This is a genomic window from Bacillus sp. PPSBB_2 (assembly GCF_045291115.1).
Taxonomy (GTDB): domain Bacteria; phylum Bacillota; class Bacilli; order Bacillales; family Bacillaceae_G; genus Bacillus_A; species Bacillus_A cereus.
Genome location: NZ_CP147983.1, coordinates 985104 through 1000903, shown reverse-complemented (window position 1 = coordinate 1000903; position 15800 = coordinate 985104). Strand labels below are relative to the sequence as shown.

The following is a 15800-nucleotide window of genomic DNA, read 5'->3' as shown; positions in this document are numbered from 1 at the left end:
CTAAACACATGTAATATAATATACATATGTAGATTAAAAAGGGAGAATCAATTTTCAACCACTGTATATTTAATCTACAAAAAAGGAGAATTGTAGATGAATGATAACGAAAAACAACTTGATTTACGTATTAGACGTACACATAAATTACTGTGGGATTCCTTATTTGAATTAATGACGCAATCAAAACAGAAATATAGTACGATTACGATTAACCAAATATGTGACCGCGCTATGGTACACCGAACAACCTTTTATAAACACTTTGAAGATAAAGATGCTTTATTAACATTTGGATTTAAACGATACGGCAAGATGATTGCTGAAATACCGGTTTCAGATCGATTAAGTAAACCATTTCAAGTAATGGAACAATTCCTACATCATGAAGAACTCGGTAAAATATTAGAAACGCAAATGTCTGATGAACAATTTATTACCCGTACACATTATTTAAGTCACGAAACGAGAAAACAAGAAATAGAAGCATTAAATCAGCTTTGCAAAAACCATACGATACCAAATGATTTAATCATTGAGTTTTATTCAGGGGCAATCACCTCATTAAGCACATGGTGGTTTAAAAATAAAAAAAGCGTTTCTGCTGCTGAAATGGATAGGTACCTCCACCAACTCATTAATCGGGATATTTTTCAGTTTGAAAAGGAATAAGACTACACCTTTTCAATCATTCAATCAAATTGACCACAAAATAGGAATATGATATATTTTCCGTAGAATACTATATAAGTATGACATCAAATAAAATGGCATATAATAAAAAGAAGAGCTGCGCTAACATCTCTTCCTTAACTGCTACCGCTTAGGGTGGTGGTTATTATAAGCTATTTCTTTTTGCGGAACCTACCCTTTTGCTTGTGACGGCGCGGAGTGGGTTTTTTGTTGTCCTTATCCAGAAGTTGCTTCCGCAAAAAATACGCTGAAACTTCGCGCACAGTCGCTTTGACAAACTCTTTTACAAGGTCAAACAAAAACTCCATATTATCACCTCCTTTCCTTCCGAATAGAAAGAAGGGATAACCATCCACCCTCACAATATGCAGTTGATTTTATTTTATCAAATGATTGTAAAGATATTATGTAAACAAAACAAATGAAATTTTACATAGAAAAAACCCCCTCCAAACTGGGCTTTTTTTTTATACATACTATTACTTCCCAATTGTTCTGAAAAAACCGTCGATAAATTTAAGTTACAAATATTCAGAATTAATATTAAAATTAAAAATGGGGATAGAGGTATGGGCTTATAAAATTTATACATAACGAGGGAATAGAAATGAAACTACAATTAAAAGCGGATTTAATGTTACTACTAGTTACATTTTTTTGGGGTGCATCCATCCTACTTACAAAGCTTGGACTTGATGGCATAGAAGAATATAATTTAATTGCATTACGATTTATTATCGCTTTTCTTTTATCAGGTTTAATATTTTACAAACATTTATTCAAAGTTGATTTTAAAACTGTAAAATATGCATTTATACTTGCTTCTGTCTTATTTATCGTTTATATTTTCGCGACTTTCGGTACAAAGTATACGAGTGTTTCTAATGCTGGTTTCTTACTATGTCTCACAGTCATTTTCATTCCAATATTATCAGCTATATTTTTAAAACACATTCCGGAAAAGAAAGTTATAGTAGGAATCATTTTAACGATAATAGGAATCGGCTTATTAACATTAACGAGCGAATTCAAAATCGGTAACGGCGATATATTTTGCATACTGTCTGCCCTATTTTATGCGATCCACGTCATCATTACTGGAAGCGTAACGAAACATGTGAATTCCATTGCACTTGGAGTAGTGCAACTAGGTTTCGTCGGTCTATTTAGTCTTATTTTTTCATTCATTATAGAAACGCCAAAGCTTCCTAGCACAATCAACTCATGGCTCATCATATTAGCTTTAAGCATATTTTGCACCGCAGTCGCATTCATCGTGCAAGTAATTGCCCAGCAATACACTACCCCTACCCATACAGGTCTTATTTTTTCATTAGAACCTGTCTTTTCCGCAGGCTTTGCTTTCGTCTTCACAGGTGAAACGCTGACAGGAAAAGGATACTTAGGGGCTACGCTTATATTGCTGAGTGTGCTAATTGCTGAGTTAGATTTTAAGAGTTTGTTGAGGCCTAATTATAAGAAGAATATAGAATAAACATTTCACTATGATCAATAAACATACCCCAGAAAAATATGAGTTTATATTATTTTCATTCTCTTCACTTAGATTTTCTTTTTAGATGCTATCTTCAAATAAGGTAGCATCTAAAAAATGTTAAAAGGAATTTTCTCCTGGTATCTTCTTATATTCTATGTAGGCATCTTTGACCTTTTCTACGTTCTTGAATTACTTACTGAATATAGTCATACAGGTTTTTCGCTAACAATAAACAAGTTACTGTAATGAAAAGAGCACGAACATACCCACTGCCTTTTTTTATAGCGAATTTGGAGCCAACAATCCCTCCAGCAATTTGAGCAATCCCCATTATAAAACCATACGCATAGTTGACTTGCCCTACATACATAAACATCAATAATGCACCAACATTACTTCCTAAATTAAGAAGCTTCGCATTACCTGCTGCTTTTAAAAAATCATACCCAATAAATAAAAGAGAAAACATTAAAAATGAACCTGTTCCAGGACCTAGAAATCCATCATAAAAACCAATAGCAAAAACAAAGAAAGTAAAAATAATGACGTGTCGACCAGACAATTTCTTATGAGTGGAAATACTACCCCAATCCTTTTTGAATATCGTATAAATAGCGACAGCACCAAGCATGATCAGCATTAACGGCTTCAATACTTCTGGATTCATTAAATGAACAGTCCATGCCCCTATTATGGAACCTATGAAAGTGAGCGGAACTAATTTAAACGCCGATTTCAAATCAAGATTACCAGAACGATAAAACACAATATTACTAGTTGCACTTCCCATTGTCGATGCTAGTTTATTCGTAGCTACTGCACTTGCTGGATTCAGTCCTGTAAATAATAAAGCTGGTAAAGCAATGAGTCCACCACCACCTACAACTGAATCAATAAATGCAGCTACAAATCCAAAAACGATCAAAATCATTAATACAGATGGGTCTAAATAAAAATCCATACTATTAACCTCCCCTTTAGTCACTATTCGAATAGTAACTAATAATTTGCTAAATGTAAACAGTTATTGTAACGTTAAAATATAAAAGCAAACATCGGAGGACGAAAAAAGTGGACTACATAGTGCAACAGCTTAAAAAAATTGGTTTTAATGAATATGAAGCTAAATCTTATGTATCTCTTGTTAAACAAGGGCCTGTCACAGCCTACCAAGTGAGTAAAGATTCGGGTGTCCCAAGAGCGCGAATTTATGAGATTTTAGGTAACCTTGTAGAAAAAGGAATTGTCATGAAAGAAGAAATAAATGACACCACCCGCTATTCACCTCTACCTGTTGAAATCTTTTTACAGAAAGCGCAAACAGAATGGCAATCTACTTACGAAGGAATAAGTGATTCATTAAAAAAACTAGAAACTTCCGAGGAAAAAACGGATAATCGAGTCATTACTTTAAAAGACAATCAAACAATCATTAGCTATTGTCAGGCATTAATAAAAAAAGCAGAACGACGTATTGTCATTTCAATGTGGGATGAGATGTATGAAGCATTAAAAGAAGATCTATCTGAAGTAGCTGATAAAGTTACAATACAAGGTATTACCTTGCATGTTGAAAATCCCATTAAAAATCTAGAAGCCCATCGCATAACACCTTATACAGAAACCTTGTCTACAGAACATTGGTTTATTGTATCGATAGATTCTAAAGAAATGATTTATGGACCATCACTTGCAGAGCGTAATATTGCTTTTTATACAGATGACCCCGTCCATATATACTTATTAGAGGATTATGTATGGCATGATGTGTTAGTAAATCGACTTGTCCGACGTAACCAAGATGATTTGCAGCAGTGGATTACTGCAGAGAGAAAGTCTTTCTTTATGGGGAAATGAGGAACATATTCAAGAGCAAACCAAAAGATTTGCGTATTAAACCTAACAACTTCTCCGTACAAAAATAGCCGACTATTATATAGTAAATATTCGGCTATTTTTGTATAAATTTATACAGACGCTGCCATTACCCCGGCGATTAATGAGATAAACGCTTCTCCTACTCTTTCACCTTTTCAATTGTTACATCTAATTTTTTAGCTATTTCTTCTACACTCATTCCTTTAAAAAGCATTCCAGCTGCCGAAAGTGCTTTATCAATTTCTTCTTGCTTCTCTTGTTCATATAAACGACCTACTTTTGTCATCCGTAACCACTCCTTTACCTTTTTATATGCCTTCTGCTATTTTATCATCCAATCTCCACAAACCGCCCAAACTCCTTCAAAAACCTCAGCTTAAAACTCCCCACAGGCCCATTCCGGTGCTTCGCCACATGAATCTCCGTCATCTCTTTCTGCACTGTTTCCTTATCGTAATAATCCTCTCGATACATAAGCATAATGACATCCGCATCTTGCTCAATTTGTCCGGTCTCTCTTAAATCTGATAAAAGCGGACGCTTATCTTGCCGCGACTCTACAGAACGAGATAACTGTGATAACGCTACTACACAAACATTTAATTCACGTGCTAATAACTTAAGCTTACGAGAAATCTCACTAATCTCTTGAAATCTATTACCCTTATGCTTCGGATCGCCCGTAATGAGCTGCAAATAATCTACAATGACTAAAAGCTTTTTATCACCGTGTTTCCGCTTTAACTTACGGGTTTGCATCCAAATATCTTGCACCGTAACACCTGCATTGTCGTAAATCTCAAATGGCAACTCACCAATCTCCGCAAACGCCTTACTTACCTTCTCCCAATCTTCCATCGCAAAACGATGCTTCGGATTTTTCAGCCTACCTCCTGACACTTCACCTACGCAAGATGCCATCCTTTTTAACAATTGCTTACTACTCATCTCTAACGAAAACAATCCAACCGCCGCTCCAGACTTCGCCGCATGCAATCCAACATTAAGCGCAAACGCAGTCTTCCCCATAGAAGGACGCGCACCAAGAACGACAAAATCACCTTCCTGCAATCCGCACGTCATTTTATTTAACGATGTATAACCAGTCTCAATACCAGTAATCTCCTTCACATCTTGATGAAGCTCTTCATATAAATCAACTAGCGCATCCTTCAAATCAAACTCACATACAGAGTCTTTCTCCTCTAACTCACAAAGTGCCGTAATCGTCTCACCGATAACTTTCTCACTCTTCTCCGCAATAAGACGCTCTCCCATCTTGTGCCCGAGAACACCAGCCTGATACATTTTCCAGGCACCTCGAACAAGCCCCTCATAATAAGAGAAGTTGGCAGTTGTAGGCACACCATCCATTAACCCTATAAAATACTCCATTCCCCCGATTCCCTCTAAAAACTTCGGATCTACCCGAGAAATGAACGTCACAAGATCAATCGGTTGCCCCTCTCCTTCCATCTTTCGCATTAACTGAAATATAGACTTATGTACTGGCATAGAAAAATACTGCTCCGTCAAACGGCACTCCTTAATAAGCTCTCCATCAATTAATAGAGAACCTAACACCGTCTTCTCCGCCTCCACATTTTGAATACTCATGGCCGCCACCCGCGCTCCGCTAAAAAGCGCTGCAACTCTTCCTCTGACGGCGCATTCTTCTCCCACTCCTCACACCTCGCCAAAAACTCCTCCGTCTCCCCCGTACTAACAGACAACTCCTTCTTCCGAAACTTAGCCGTATCCGCCTCAACCTCACACACTTTCGTAAACCCTTTCCCGTGCCATCCTCTCAAAATCCCCTTCACATAAGCAATCGTCCGCTTATTATTCTCAAACGCAATTTGAAGCGCCTTCAGCACAAGCTCCTCTGACAAATCTTCCATCCACGCACTCAGTTCCTCCACCGCAAAAGGAGACAAACTACCGAAATGTTGCTCATAAAAAGAAAACACACGACTTCCCTTTTCTTCCTCTACAACCTCTTCTTCCTCTGTCTCCTCACAAATCGGCTCAACATCATCCACAGCCAAATCATCAGGCATACCGAAATGTGCTAAAAGCATCGGAACATTCAGCTCTTCCTCAGTGCACTTCTGAAGAAACATATGTACAAACTCCTTATTCTTCACACCCTTAAGCTCACGAAGTACACACTTCTCCACATTCGTATTCGTCACAGGATTATAACGAAGCCAATTTAAAACGAATAACTCCCGTGTATCCGCATCATAAAGAATCTTCCCATAATCAACAAAGCGCTGCACAAGCTTATCAACAGTCTCCCGGTTATAACCAGTCTCCATCTCAGCTAATCGCTTCGGAAAAGGAAAAATCCCACACTGCGTCGTCTTCGAACAAGTTAATAAGTAAACATAAAAATACCGCTCCTCCGGCGTCAAATCCAAAACAAAATCATCCTGCCAAAAATTCACCTGCACATTACGATACACCGCCATCCTAATTCCTCCCGTCTCCGTTCAAAATAAAAACCTCTTCATAATATATATGGGAGGTTAGTCGGGTTTTTGGCGTGTTATTTTAAATTTTTTTTGACTACTACTACGGTGTTTGTTGTTGTTTTTGTTTTGTTATGTTTTTTCTTAGTGATTTATTACTTGGTAGGGGCTTGCAAGGGGCTTAGGAGGGGCTAGTTATCGGTTACTTTGATTAGAAAGACCCATCTCCACATTCTGCTTAAACCAATTAAATGAATCCACAAATCTAATAAAAAACATATTAAATTCCAATAAAAAAGACCATATCAAAAGCATACTCCGATGTCATTTTGATACAGCCCCATCTATATTCGCTTAATAATTTTAGAAACATAAAGATATTAAAAATTTAATATACCTACAAAACATTACCGTCCTTTATATAATCATAGATCTTATTATCAATTGATTTCTCCATAATCATATTCATCGTAACAACAGGTAGTTCTTTTCCATTTTTATCTTTCATTTCAGTTTGTTCTACACTTGCTTTATCAGGTGTCGCTTTTCCTAAATAGTAAAAGTCGCTTCCCTCGTCATCATCTTTTTTCACAAAAATATGGACGTCAATATTATTTTCTTTAGCATCAATAATTGTTTGAACTTCCTTTGATTTTAATGTTCTATTACTTCTTGTATACCATTTAAGAACATCTTGATTAAGGAATTCATCACCGTAGTCCACACTGGATTCTACCTCATCATTTTTATGGTATGTGATAAATATTGGACAAGTATAGTACTTTGTCTTATAACCATACATAGTTGAGCTCTCGTCATTATGCCAATTTAAAAGTTTACACACATCTTTTCTTGAGTATTTTTTATATACAGTAAGGTTACTATCACACTCATAGTTTTTGCTCTTTTTCCTTGCACTTTTAATAATGTCCATAACCATACGCTTAAAGTATTGATTTTGTTCTAAGCTTTTTCGGATAGAATCATTAAACATATACATCTTATCGTCCTGTAAAGAGAGAATTGGCTTTTCTCCATATTTCTTTTGACTGTTTTGTGAGAAAAACTCTAATTCAAAAATTCGTTGTACTGAAGTAATCGTTTCATCATCTGTTAAGCAATTAGATTCTTCAAGTTGTTTTATATACTCATCCTTATCAACTTTTTCTTGCTTTAATAATAAGTCTAACAAAACGATTTCGTTTTTACGTTTTCCATTCAATACTTCCAATGAAAACATCGTTAAAACTTTATTTTCGTACTCTGTTAATGCAGGGACATCTTCTTTCATTTTCAATAAGAACTGATAATAGTTCGAATATCCTTCTGCAAGTACAACTGGATCAATAGAATGGTTTACTATAAAGTCATATAGATATGGAGTTCTTCCTATTCTATTTTTCAACTCAGCAAAAGCTTCCTTCAATACTTTCATTGCTGTTAAATTACTATTGTTAATCGCTTTAAAGATCTGCTTTTTCGCTATCTCTTCAAAGTTAACTGTTGAAATACCTTTAATATAACTCGTGTCATTTGTATATCTACGTATATTATCTTTATTTTGTGATCTATCTCCTGAAAGGGCAATCGGAATTAAATAGTTATTTTTATAGTTTCCAATAAAATCAATAATCGTAACAAAATCTTTCGAATCGTGTTTTCGAAGTCCACGCCCTAACTGCTGTATAAAGATAATGCTTGATTGAGTTTGTCTCAACATAACAACTTGGTTCACACTCGGAATATCAATACCTTCATTAAAAATATCTACTGTTAAAATATAATCCAGTATGCCATTTTCTAATTGATTCACCCGCAGTTCTCTTTCCTCTTGGGAATGATCGCCGGTTAATGCAAATGTGCGAAAACCTTTTTCATTTAAAGCATGTGATAATTGTTCTGCCTCATCTTTTCGGCTGCAAAACATTAGTCCTGTTACTTTCTCACCAGAAAAACCATAATATTTTACTTTTTCAACTATATGATCTACTCGTTCTTCCGTAACAAGTTTAGATAAAACAGTAGTGTCATCTATCTTTTCACCATTATATTCAAAATCAGTTACTCCAAAATAATGGAAAGGACAAAGCATATCTTCTTCAAGTGCTTCTTGCAATCGAATTTCATAAGCAATGTTGTAATCAAATAGCTCATAAATATTAAAATTATCTGTACGTTCAGGTGTAGCGGTCATTCCCATTAAAAATTTCGGTTTAAAATAATCAATAACTCTATGATAAGAACCAGCACCTGCTTTATGAACTTCATCTATTAAAATATAATCAAATAACCCAGGATCAAATTGCTGTAAATTTTCTTCTTTTGAAATGGTTTGGATCGTCGCAAATAAATATTTAGCATTTATTTGTTTATTTGACCCTGATAAAATTCCAAAGTCCTCATCTATCCCACCAAGAACTTTTTGAAAATCAGATTTCGCTTTATTTAATATTTGCTCTCGGTGAACAATAAATAACATCCGTTTAGGTGCAAAATTTCTGACATCAAATGCTGAAAGATATGTCTTCCCCGTTCCTGTTGCAGAGATAACTAAGCCTTTTTCTTTTCCGGCGTCTCGAATAGCTTGTATTTCTTGTAACGCAGCTTGTTGCATTTTATTTGGGGTAATTTTCAAAGCTTCTTCAATTGAATTGTGATATTGACCAGGTAATTCTATAACTCGATCTAGTAACTTATTTTCTGCAGCTTGCTCATATATTGTTTCGTAATTTGCAATCGACTCTTCGGTTAATACTTGAGAATGCTCCCAAACTTCTTCAAATTGGTTTTTAAAATGCTGTACAATCTCTCCATCTTCATGCGATGTTAACTTAACGTTCCATTCATAGTTTACCTTCAAAGCATGTGCAGTTAGATTTGAACTACCGACAATTAATGAACAATGTGTTTTATTATCAAATATGTATCCCTTTGAATGAAAACCAGATAAGTTTGTTAATCTTACTTCTACATTTTCAAGTTTCATTAATTCTCTAAACACTTTTGGTGTATTAAAATTTAAAAATGTAGATGTTAATATACGTCCTTTAACCCCTTTTTGTTTAAGGTCAAGGAAATGTGATTTTAAAGTCGCCAGTCCACTTTCTGTAATAAAAGCCACTGAGAAAATAAAGGATGTACTGTTTTCAAGCTCCTCCAACAATGAGCTTAAAACATTTTCATTTTTTTTCGTATTATTTACTAATAACTTAGGTTTATATATTCCGGGATGATTATGTTTTTGATCAATAAACCCTTTATATAAAGACCCCTCTAATTTTTGAATAAAATTCTCCATATGATCACCATTTATGACAATTTTTTATATTAATTGTATTACTCACTGATTTAAAGTGCAAATTTATTACAAACATAAAAAACTATCCGTATAAAACGAATAGTTTTTTTAAGATTACTTTACAATCGATTCTTTTGATAATTTCTCAATAGTTGGGATATCCGCAGGTGCCCATTCTAAAGCTGATAGCTCATTCGGATATAACCATTTAATTGCTACATGCTCAGTTAAAACCGGACTTCCTTCAACAAGTTTACAATAAAAAGTTTTCAAATGAACAATACCAAAATCATACTCATAGGCTGTATAATCAATTTGTTCACCAATCTGCACGCTACAATGCATTTCTTCATCAATTTCACGCTTTAACGCCTCTTGAGGTGTTTCTCCCTCTTCTATTTTCCCACCTGGAAATTCCCACATAAGAGGTAGCGATTTAGATGGTCCTCTTTGCGCACATAAAATTTTCTCTTCTTGGACAATTACTGCTCCAACAACATAAATATTTTTCTTCATTATGTCCTCCTTAAATCTCACAGAAACTCTATACTTTATGTTTCCACACTTTATAGACTGAAAAATGCCTTTTATATCTTTTAACGACTAATATATTTTTAATCAGTAAGCTAGATTTTATCTAACCCTATCTAGCCCTTTTAATGTAATTAGCCTAACACTCTCATCTCTTTTATATTATATAGAAGTAACTACAAAAATAAAGCATGATTGACTACTTCCCTCTTAAGCCTCTTTTTCCACCATCTCTTCATACCTAAAATTACTCTCCTCCAAAAACCACCTAGTCTCCCCACTATCCTTATAATAAGAATTCCAACCCCGCTCCCTCAAAATCTCCTTCCAACTATCACTCTCCACCATCCGCTTAATCACATCATCCCAATAAGCAACCTCTTCCTCCGTCATATCTTTTGGGCCCATAATTCCTTTCCAGTGCTGGAAGATGACGTTGATTCCTTGTTCTTTCCATGTTGGGATTTCTGGTAGTCGGTCTAGGCGTTTTGGTGCGGATACGGCTAGTATTTTTATTTTGCCGGCTTTGTATTGTTTTTCGGCTTCGGATAGGGTCATGGTTGCGGCGCTGATTTGTTTGTTCGTTAGGGCGTTTATGATTTTTTCTTTGTTTTCGTAGACGAAGAATTGTAGCTCGGCAGGGTTTATGCCGAATGCTTTGCTTACTTGTACGAAGGATAGGTGATCGTCGTTTCCTAGGCCGGGGGCAACGCCGATTTTGAAGTTTTTCTTGTTTTGTTTTAGTTGTTCCATTAGTTCGTTTGCGTTTTCTATGTTTGAGTCTTGTGATACGACAACGACTTCCCAGTCTGACGCAAGTGTTGCGAGCGGGGTGAAGTCTTTATATGTTAGTTTACTGTGGCCTAGTAGGTTGTTCGTTATGAGTAAGCTTGAGTTAATCGCCAGTACGTGACCGCCTTTTTGTTTCGTATATTTCCATCCGACATCACCGCTGCCACCTACTTTGTTTGTGACTGTAATTGGTTTTGTGAAGATTTTTTCTTCTGTGAGCGTTTTTTGCATCGCTCGTGCTGTTAAGTCCCATCCGGCTCCTTGAACGTTCGGTGCAACGATTTCTAATTTGTCGATGTTCACTTTATTCGTATGGGATTTTTCCGAGGAACAACCAGCTATTACTCCTGTCATGATCCATATACATAGTAATAATCGTTTTTTCATAGTCCTCGTCCTATTCGGTATTTTCGTTCTGGTCGTCCGATAATACCGTATGTGTACTCTACTGTGCATTCGCCGGTCGCTACTAAGTATTCTAAATATCTTCTTGCGGTTGTTCTGGAGGCCCCCATTTGTTCTCCCATTTCTTCTATTGTAATGCCCTCTTCGAATCCTTTTATAATGCCTTTCACTTTTTGCAGTGTTAACGGATCCACACCTGTCGGTAAGTTTTTTATGTCTTGTGTTTGCGAAGTCCCGAAGAAATTATCGATGAGTGCTTGATTTACTTCATTGTTACTATGTAATAGTTGCTTCTTTCTTTTATAATCTTCAATTGTGCGAACAAATTTTTCTAACGTGACCGGTTTTATAAGGTAGTTGCTTACGCCGTTTCGAATTGCTTTTTCTAGCATATGGTTTTCATTCGCCGCCGTTACCATAATGACGTCAACGCTTGGAAAGTCAGCATGAATTTGTGGTAATAAGTCAGTTCCAATTCCATCTGGTAAGTAATTATCTAATAGAAGTAAATCGATTTCTTCCTTTTGTAGTAGTTCCATCGTTTCTTTCGCGTTCAATGCTTTTCCGATTACTTTTACATCCTTTATTTTTAATAAAAACTCCTCTTGAATTTGCGCGACGCGGAAATCATCTTCTGCAATTGCAACCTTCAACATATGTCCATCCCCCTGTTTGTCATGTACTTTCTTTCAATGTTTTCGGAAGGTAAATTGTAAAAATAGCTCCCCCATTTTTCTCGTTTTGAATTTCAATCGTTCCCCCTAGTAGATCTACCATTTCTTTCACGTTTGCTAGTCCGTAACCACGATCAGTTCCTTTCGTTGAAAACCCTTTTTGAAAAATGGTCGTTATTTTTTCTGCTGATATCCCTATCCCGCTATCTATCACTTCAAATACAATATCGTGCCCAATATCCGTAACAAAGAAGGAAACTCTCTTTTCCTCTCGTTCATTCACCGCATCAAATGCATTATCAATTATGTTTCCAAGGATCGTAATAAGATGCGACACTTTTATATGGTCTGGTAACGGATGAAGCGCGCTATCTCCTTCAATATGAAAATCAATTTTCTTTTCAGACGCTGTTCCGAGTTTTCCTAATAAAATAGCTTGTACTTTCGCATCGTGAATTTGATGGAATAAAATATGATTTTGGCTTTGATGAATATTAGATTCTTGTTGGATAAATTCAATCGCTTCTTTGTAGTGCCCTAACTGAAGTAATCCTGATAAGACGAAAAGTTTATTTGTAAATTCATGTGTTCGAGCGCGTAAATCCTCAGAATACTTTCTTACCTCAGATATCGTATTCACTAAGTTTTGCAGTTCTGTTTTATCTCTAAAACTACATACAACCCCTACCGTACTGTTATTTTCAAGTATCGGTGTCATGTTTAAAATAAACACCTTATCTTGAAACGCGATTTCTTGATCGCTTTCTAACACTCTCTCCATATTAAATTCCGGTAAAACTTTTGAAATGTGCTGCTGCATATAATCATCATTTACATGTAGCATCTCTTCTGCCGACGTATTCATCATCGTAATAAAACCATTTTGATCAATGGCGATAATCCCTTCTTTTATAGATAGTAATATCGCACTTCGTTCCCGGTATAGCGCTGCGATTTCATTCGGCTCTAAACCGAGTGTATCTTTACGAATACTACGTGCTAAAAGAATGCCGCCAATAATTCCGACTACTAATACAGCTAAGGAAAAGAGTATAATTTCTTTCGTTCTGCTCAGTATGTTAGATTCAATACCTTTTATTAAAAACTCTACTGTCACAACGCCTACGACTTGATCGTAGTCTCCGTTCTGAACAATAATGGGTGCCTTCGCCATTAAAGCAGGACCACTTTCACCATTTCCTTCAAGCGTATAATAACCGCCAAAAGTGAGTGCTTCATAGTTATACGGGTTGTTACTCTTTGTGCCAATTAACTCCGAATTAGAATGGGAATACATCACCCCAAAATGATCTTCTATAATGACATAATCGGCACCAGATTGCTCGCGAACTTGTTCCGCAATAGATTGAATGTTACTTTTATGCTCGTTATGTTGAAAAGCATCTTTTATAGCAGGCATAAAAGAAAGCGACTTGGCTGTTTGTAGTGCTAGCTGCTCCACTTGGCGCTTCGTATCAACGGACTGAATGTAAACAAATATTCCCGCTAATAGGAGAACGACAAATAAAATTAACGCGATAATTAAGCTTACTATTTTCGTTTGTAATGACACTTTGCGTGATTTTTTCATGCTTCATATCCTTTGATAAAATATTCAAAACTATCAATCTCCTTTTTCTATTATTATGACAAAACGAATAATGAAGCAACTATTAAAACTCTCCATGTTCATAAAGTACAAAAAGAATAAAATTGTCATAATATTGAGATTTTATTCCACAGACAGTACAATTCAACTATAATGAACACGCTTTCATAATTTTCATTTTATTTATAAGCACGAGGAGGAATTAGTATGGCTCAAGTAAAATCAAACCGAGTCGCCGGCAATATTTTCAAAGGTTCTGTCGGCAATTTAATCGAATGGTACGACTGGTACGTTTACTCTGCTTTCGCTGTTTACTTCTCAGCAGAGTTCTTTCCTAAAGGAGATCCAACAAGTCAGTTACTGAACACAGCGGCTATTTTCGCAGTTGGATTTTTAATGCGCCCTATCGGAAGTTTATTAATGGGCCGCTATGCGGATCGGCACGGACGCCGGGCAGCATTAACACTTTCGATTACAGTTATGGCCGGTGGTTCTTTAATTATTGCCTGTACACCTAGTTACGAAAGTATCGGTATTATGGCACCAATTATTTTAGTTCTTGCCCGTTTACTACAAGGATTATCACTTGGCGGAGAGTACGGAACATCTGCAACGTATTTATCTGAAATGGCTAGTAGTGGTCGCCGCGGCTTTTATTCAAGCTTCCAATATGTAACGCTCGTTGCTGGACAAATGGTTGCGTTAGGCGTTCAAATTGTTCTTCAACAATTACTAAGCGAACCAGATATGAAAGCTTGGGGATGGCGCATTCCGTTCATTATTGGAGCGATGGGTGCAGTAGCTGTATTATGGCTTCGCCGCACAATGGATGAATCGGAGCAGTTCGCAAACATAAAATCACAAAAACGCGAAAGCGCAGGAACCGTTCGCGCGCTTATGAAACACCCGAAAGCAGTATTAACAGTAGTCGGTCTAACACTAGGAGGCACTGTTGCATTCTACACGTACACAACATATTTACAAAAGTTCATGGTAAACACAGTCGGTCTGCCGAAAGAAGTTGTAAGTTGGATTAACTTTGTCGCACTACTTATTTTCGTCGTACTTCAGCCAATTGCGGGGCTACTATCCGATAAAATTGGACGACGCCCACTATTAATGGCATTCGGTATTCTCGGAACATTACTAACAGCACCGATCTTCTTCTTCATGGAAAAAACGACAGAACCAATCGTAGCGTTCTTACTTATGATGGTCGGCCTTATTATTGTTACTGGTTACACATCGATTAACGCAATTGTAAAAGCAGAACTCTTCCCAACTGAAATTCGCGCACTTGGCGTAGGTTTACCATATGCACTAACCGTTGCGATATTCGGCGGAACAGCTGAGTTCATCGCATTATGGCTAAAGAGTATCGGAATGGAATCACTCTTCTACTTCTACGTAGCTGGATGTATCGCGATCAGCTTTATTACGTATTGGCGTATGGATGAGTCATCGAAGACTTCGCAGATTGAGGCGGAGCTTGGTGGTGGGGATAAATTAGTTAACAATAAATCTAGTTAAAAATTATGTATTCTATGTTCTTCGAGGGTGTTGCAAAACTCATAAATATCCAAAAATGAATGCATAAAAAAATCCGTTTTCCTGGAAAAATGATAGTAACCGAAACTATCTCCAGAAAGGACGGATTTACTAGTATGATAACCAAATTTGATGAAAATCAATCCATTTTACAGATTTTATTTGCATACGTAGACAGTTTAACTATTGAAGGCGTTCCGCCTGTGACAGGTCGCCCACCAATCTGTAGAAAAGCCTTACTGAAATGCTTTTTCTTGAAAACTGTATTTCAAATTGACTCTTTACGCAAATTAACACGTTTTTTGCATCAATATCCTTCATTTCGTGTATCTTGTGGTTTATATTTCGTTCCTCACGTTTCTACTTTTTCACGTGTAGGTACTTGGTTTCGTGAAAAGGG

At 36.4% G+C, this 15800-nt stretch carries 15 protein-coding genes; 5 read left to right on the top strand and 10 right to left on the bottom strand.

The features are described 5' to 3' along the window. Positions 1-96 precede the first annotated feature (96 nt). Positions 97-672: a TetR/AcrR family transcriptional regulator gene (locus tag V6946_RS04845; RefSeq protein WP_000999319.1), complete on the top strand. Its 576-nt coding sequence runs from the start codon at positions 97-99 to the stop codon at positions 670-672. 173 nt (positions 673-845) lie between these two features. Here V6946_RS04845 and V6946_RS04840 read toward each other — a convergent pair whose 3' ends face one another. After that, positions 846-1001: a hypothetical protein gene (locus V6946_RS04840; RefSeq protein ID WP_006923076.1), complete on the bottom strand. Its 156-nt coding sequence runs from the start codon at positions 999-1001 to the stop codon at positions 846-848. A gap of 299 nt (positions 1002-1300) precedes the next feature. On the opposite strand from V6946_RS04840, the gene V6946_RS04835 reads away from it, so the two are divergent. Next, entirely contained in the window at positions 1301-2188 is an 888-nt protein-coding gene (locus V6946_RS04835) for a DMT family transporter (RefSeq protein WP_006923077.1), read from the top strand. Between the two features lie 196 nt (positions 2189-2384). Here the strand turns inward: V6946_RS04835 and V6946_RS04830 are convergent, their stop codons facing one another. Then, the gene (locus tag V6946_RS04830) at positions 2385-3152 is read right to left on the bottom strand and encodes a TSUP family transporter (RefSeq protein ID WP_000348458.1); all 768 of its coding nucleotides are present in this window, start codon (positions 3150-3152) and stop codon (positions 2385-2387) included. A gap of 110 nt (positions 3153-3262) precedes the next feature. On the opposite strand from V6946_RS04830, the gene V6946_RS04825 reads away from it, so the two are divergent. Then, complete coding sequence (locus tag V6946_RS04825; protein ID WP_366982146.1) at positions 3263-4048, top strand: helix-turn-helix domain-containing protein; 786 nt, start codon at positions 3263-3265, stop codon at positions 4046-4048. A 160-nt stretch (positions 4049-4208) separates the two neighbouring features. Here V6946_RS04825 and V6946_RS04820 read toward each other — a convergent pair whose 3' ends face one another. The 8 genes from V6946_RS04820 to V6946_RS04785 form a co-directional block, all read right to left on the bottom strand. Next, on the bottom strand, positions 4209-4355 hold the full coding sequence (locus V6946_RS04820) for a hypothetical protein (protein WP_366982148.1): 147 nt from the start codon (positions 4353-4355) through the stop codon (positions 4209-4211). Between the two features lie 44 nt (positions 4356-4399). After that, entirely contained in the window at positions 4400-5686 is a 1287-nt protein-coding gene (dnaB, locus tag V6946_RS04815) for a replicative DNA helicase (RefSeq protein ID WP_366982149.1), read from the bottom strand. Next, positions 5683-6543 carry a DnaD domain-containing protein gene (locus tag V6946_RS04810; protein ID WP_000312064.1) on the bottom strand — a complete coding sequence of 287 codons (861 nt, stop codon included), beginning with the start codon at positions 6541-6543 and terminating at the stop codon, positions 5683-5685. The genes dnaB and V6946_RS04810 overlap by 4 nt, the downstream gene beginning before the upstream one ends. A 397-nt stretch (positions 6544-6940) precedes the next feature. Beyond that, complete coding sequence (locus V6946_RS04805; protein WP_366982150.1) at positions 6941-9841, bottom strand: DEAD/DEAH box helicase; 2901 nt, start codon at positions 9839-9841, stop codon at positions 6941-6943. A 114-nt stretch (positions 9842-9955) separates the two neighbouring features. Further along, a complete protein-coding gene (locus tag V6946_RS04800) occupies positions 9956-10357 on the bottom strand; it encodes a (deoxy)nucleoside triphosphate pyrophosphohydrolase (protein WP_000739615.1) in 402 nt (133 codons plus the stop codon). Between the two features lie 225 nt (positions 10358-10582). After that, positions 10583-11551 (bottom strand): tripartite tricarboxylate transporter substrate-binding protein, encoded by a 969-nt coding sequence (locus V6946_RS04795; protein WP_366982151.1) that lies wholly within the window; start codon positions 11549-11551, stop codon positions 10583-10585. Continuing rightward, positions 11548-12225 carry a response regulator gene (locus V6946_RS04790; protein WP_065704749.1) on the bottom strand — a complete coding sequence of 226 codons (678 nt, stop codon included), beginning with the start codon at positions 12223-12225 and terminating at the stop codon, positions 11548-11550. Before V6946_RS04790 ends, V6946_RS04795 begins: the two co-directional genes overlap by 4 nt. Positions 12226-12244: 19 nt before the next feature. Next, on the bottom strand, positions 12245-13834 hold the full coding sequence (locus V6946_RS04785; RefSeq protein ID WP_366982152.1) for a sensor histidine kinase: 1590 nt from the start codon (positions 13832-13834) through the stop codon (positions 12245-12247). A gap of 225 nt (positions 13835-14059) precedes the next feature. Between V6946_RS04785 and V6946_RS04780 the strand changes: the two genes are divergently transcribed. Together V6946_RS04780 and V6946_RS04775 are read left to right on the top strand one after the other, a co-directional pair. Next, complete coding sequence (locus V6946_RS04780) at positions 14060-15382, top strand: MFS transporter (RefSeq protein ID WP_000079857.1); 1323 nt, start codon at positions 14060-14062, stop codon at positions 15380-15382. A gap of 134 nt (positions 15383-15516) precedes the next feature. Then, a partial coding sequence (locus V6946_RS04775) for a transposase (protein ID WP_406622057.1) occupies positions 15517-15800 on the top strand: 284 nt, incomplete at its 3' end.

Excerpts from the sequence above, each read along its gene's own strand:
- V6946_RS04845 (WP_000999319.1), top strand. The coding sequence starts at position 97 with ATGAATGATAACGAAAAACAACTTGATTTACGTATTAGACGTACACAT.
- V6946_RS04840 (WP_006923076.1), bottom strand. The coding sequence starts at position 1,001 with ATGGAGTTTTTGTTTGACCTTGTAAAAGAGTTTGTCAAAGCGACTGTG.
- V6946_RS04835 (WP_006923077.1), top strand. The coding sequence starts at position 1,301 with ATGAAACTACAATTAAAAGCGGATTTAATGTTACTACTAGTTACATTT.
- V6946_RS04830 (WP_000348458.1), bottom strand. The coding sequence starts at position 3,152 with ATGGATTTTTATTTAGACCCATCTGTATTAATGATTTTGATCGTTTTT.
- V6946_RS04820 (WP_366982148.1), bottom strand. The coding sequence starts at position 4,355 with ATGACAAAAGTAGGTCGTTTATATGAACAAGAGAAGCAAGAAGAAATT.
- dnaB (WP_366982149.1), bottom strand. The coding sequence starts at position 5,686 with ATGAGTATTCAAAATGTGGAGGCGGAGAAGACGGTGTTAGGTTCTCTA.
- V6946_RS04810 (WP_000312064.1), bottom strand. The coding sequence starts at position 6,543 with ATGGCGGTGTATCGTAATGTGCAGGTGAATTTTTGGCAGGATGATTTT.
- V6946_RS04805 (WP_366982150.1), bottom strand. The coding sequence starts at position 9,841 with ATGGAGAATTTTATTCAAAAATTAGAGGGGTCTTTATATAAAGGGTTT.
- V6946_RS04800 (WP_000739615.1), bottom strand. The coding sequence starts at position 10,357 with ATGAAGAAAAATATTTATGTTGTTGGAGCAGTAATTGTCCAAGAAGAG.
- V6946_RS04795 (WP_366982151.1), bottom strand. The coding sequence starts at position 11,551 with ATGAAAAAACGATTATTACTATGTATATGGATCATGACAGGAGTAATA.
- V6946_RS04790 (WP_065704749.1), bottom strand. The coding sequence starts at position 12,225 with ATGTTGAAGGTTGCAATTGCAGAAGATGATTTCCGCGTCGCGCAAATT.
- V6946_RS04785 (WP_366982152.1), bottom strand. The coding sequence starts at position 13,834 with ATGAAAAAATCACGCAAAGTGTCATTACAAACGAAAATAGTAAGCTTA.
- V6946_RS04780 (WP_000079857.1), top strand. The coding sequence starts at position 14,060 with ATGGCTCAAGTAAAATCAAACCGAGTCGCCGGCAATATTTTCAAAGGT.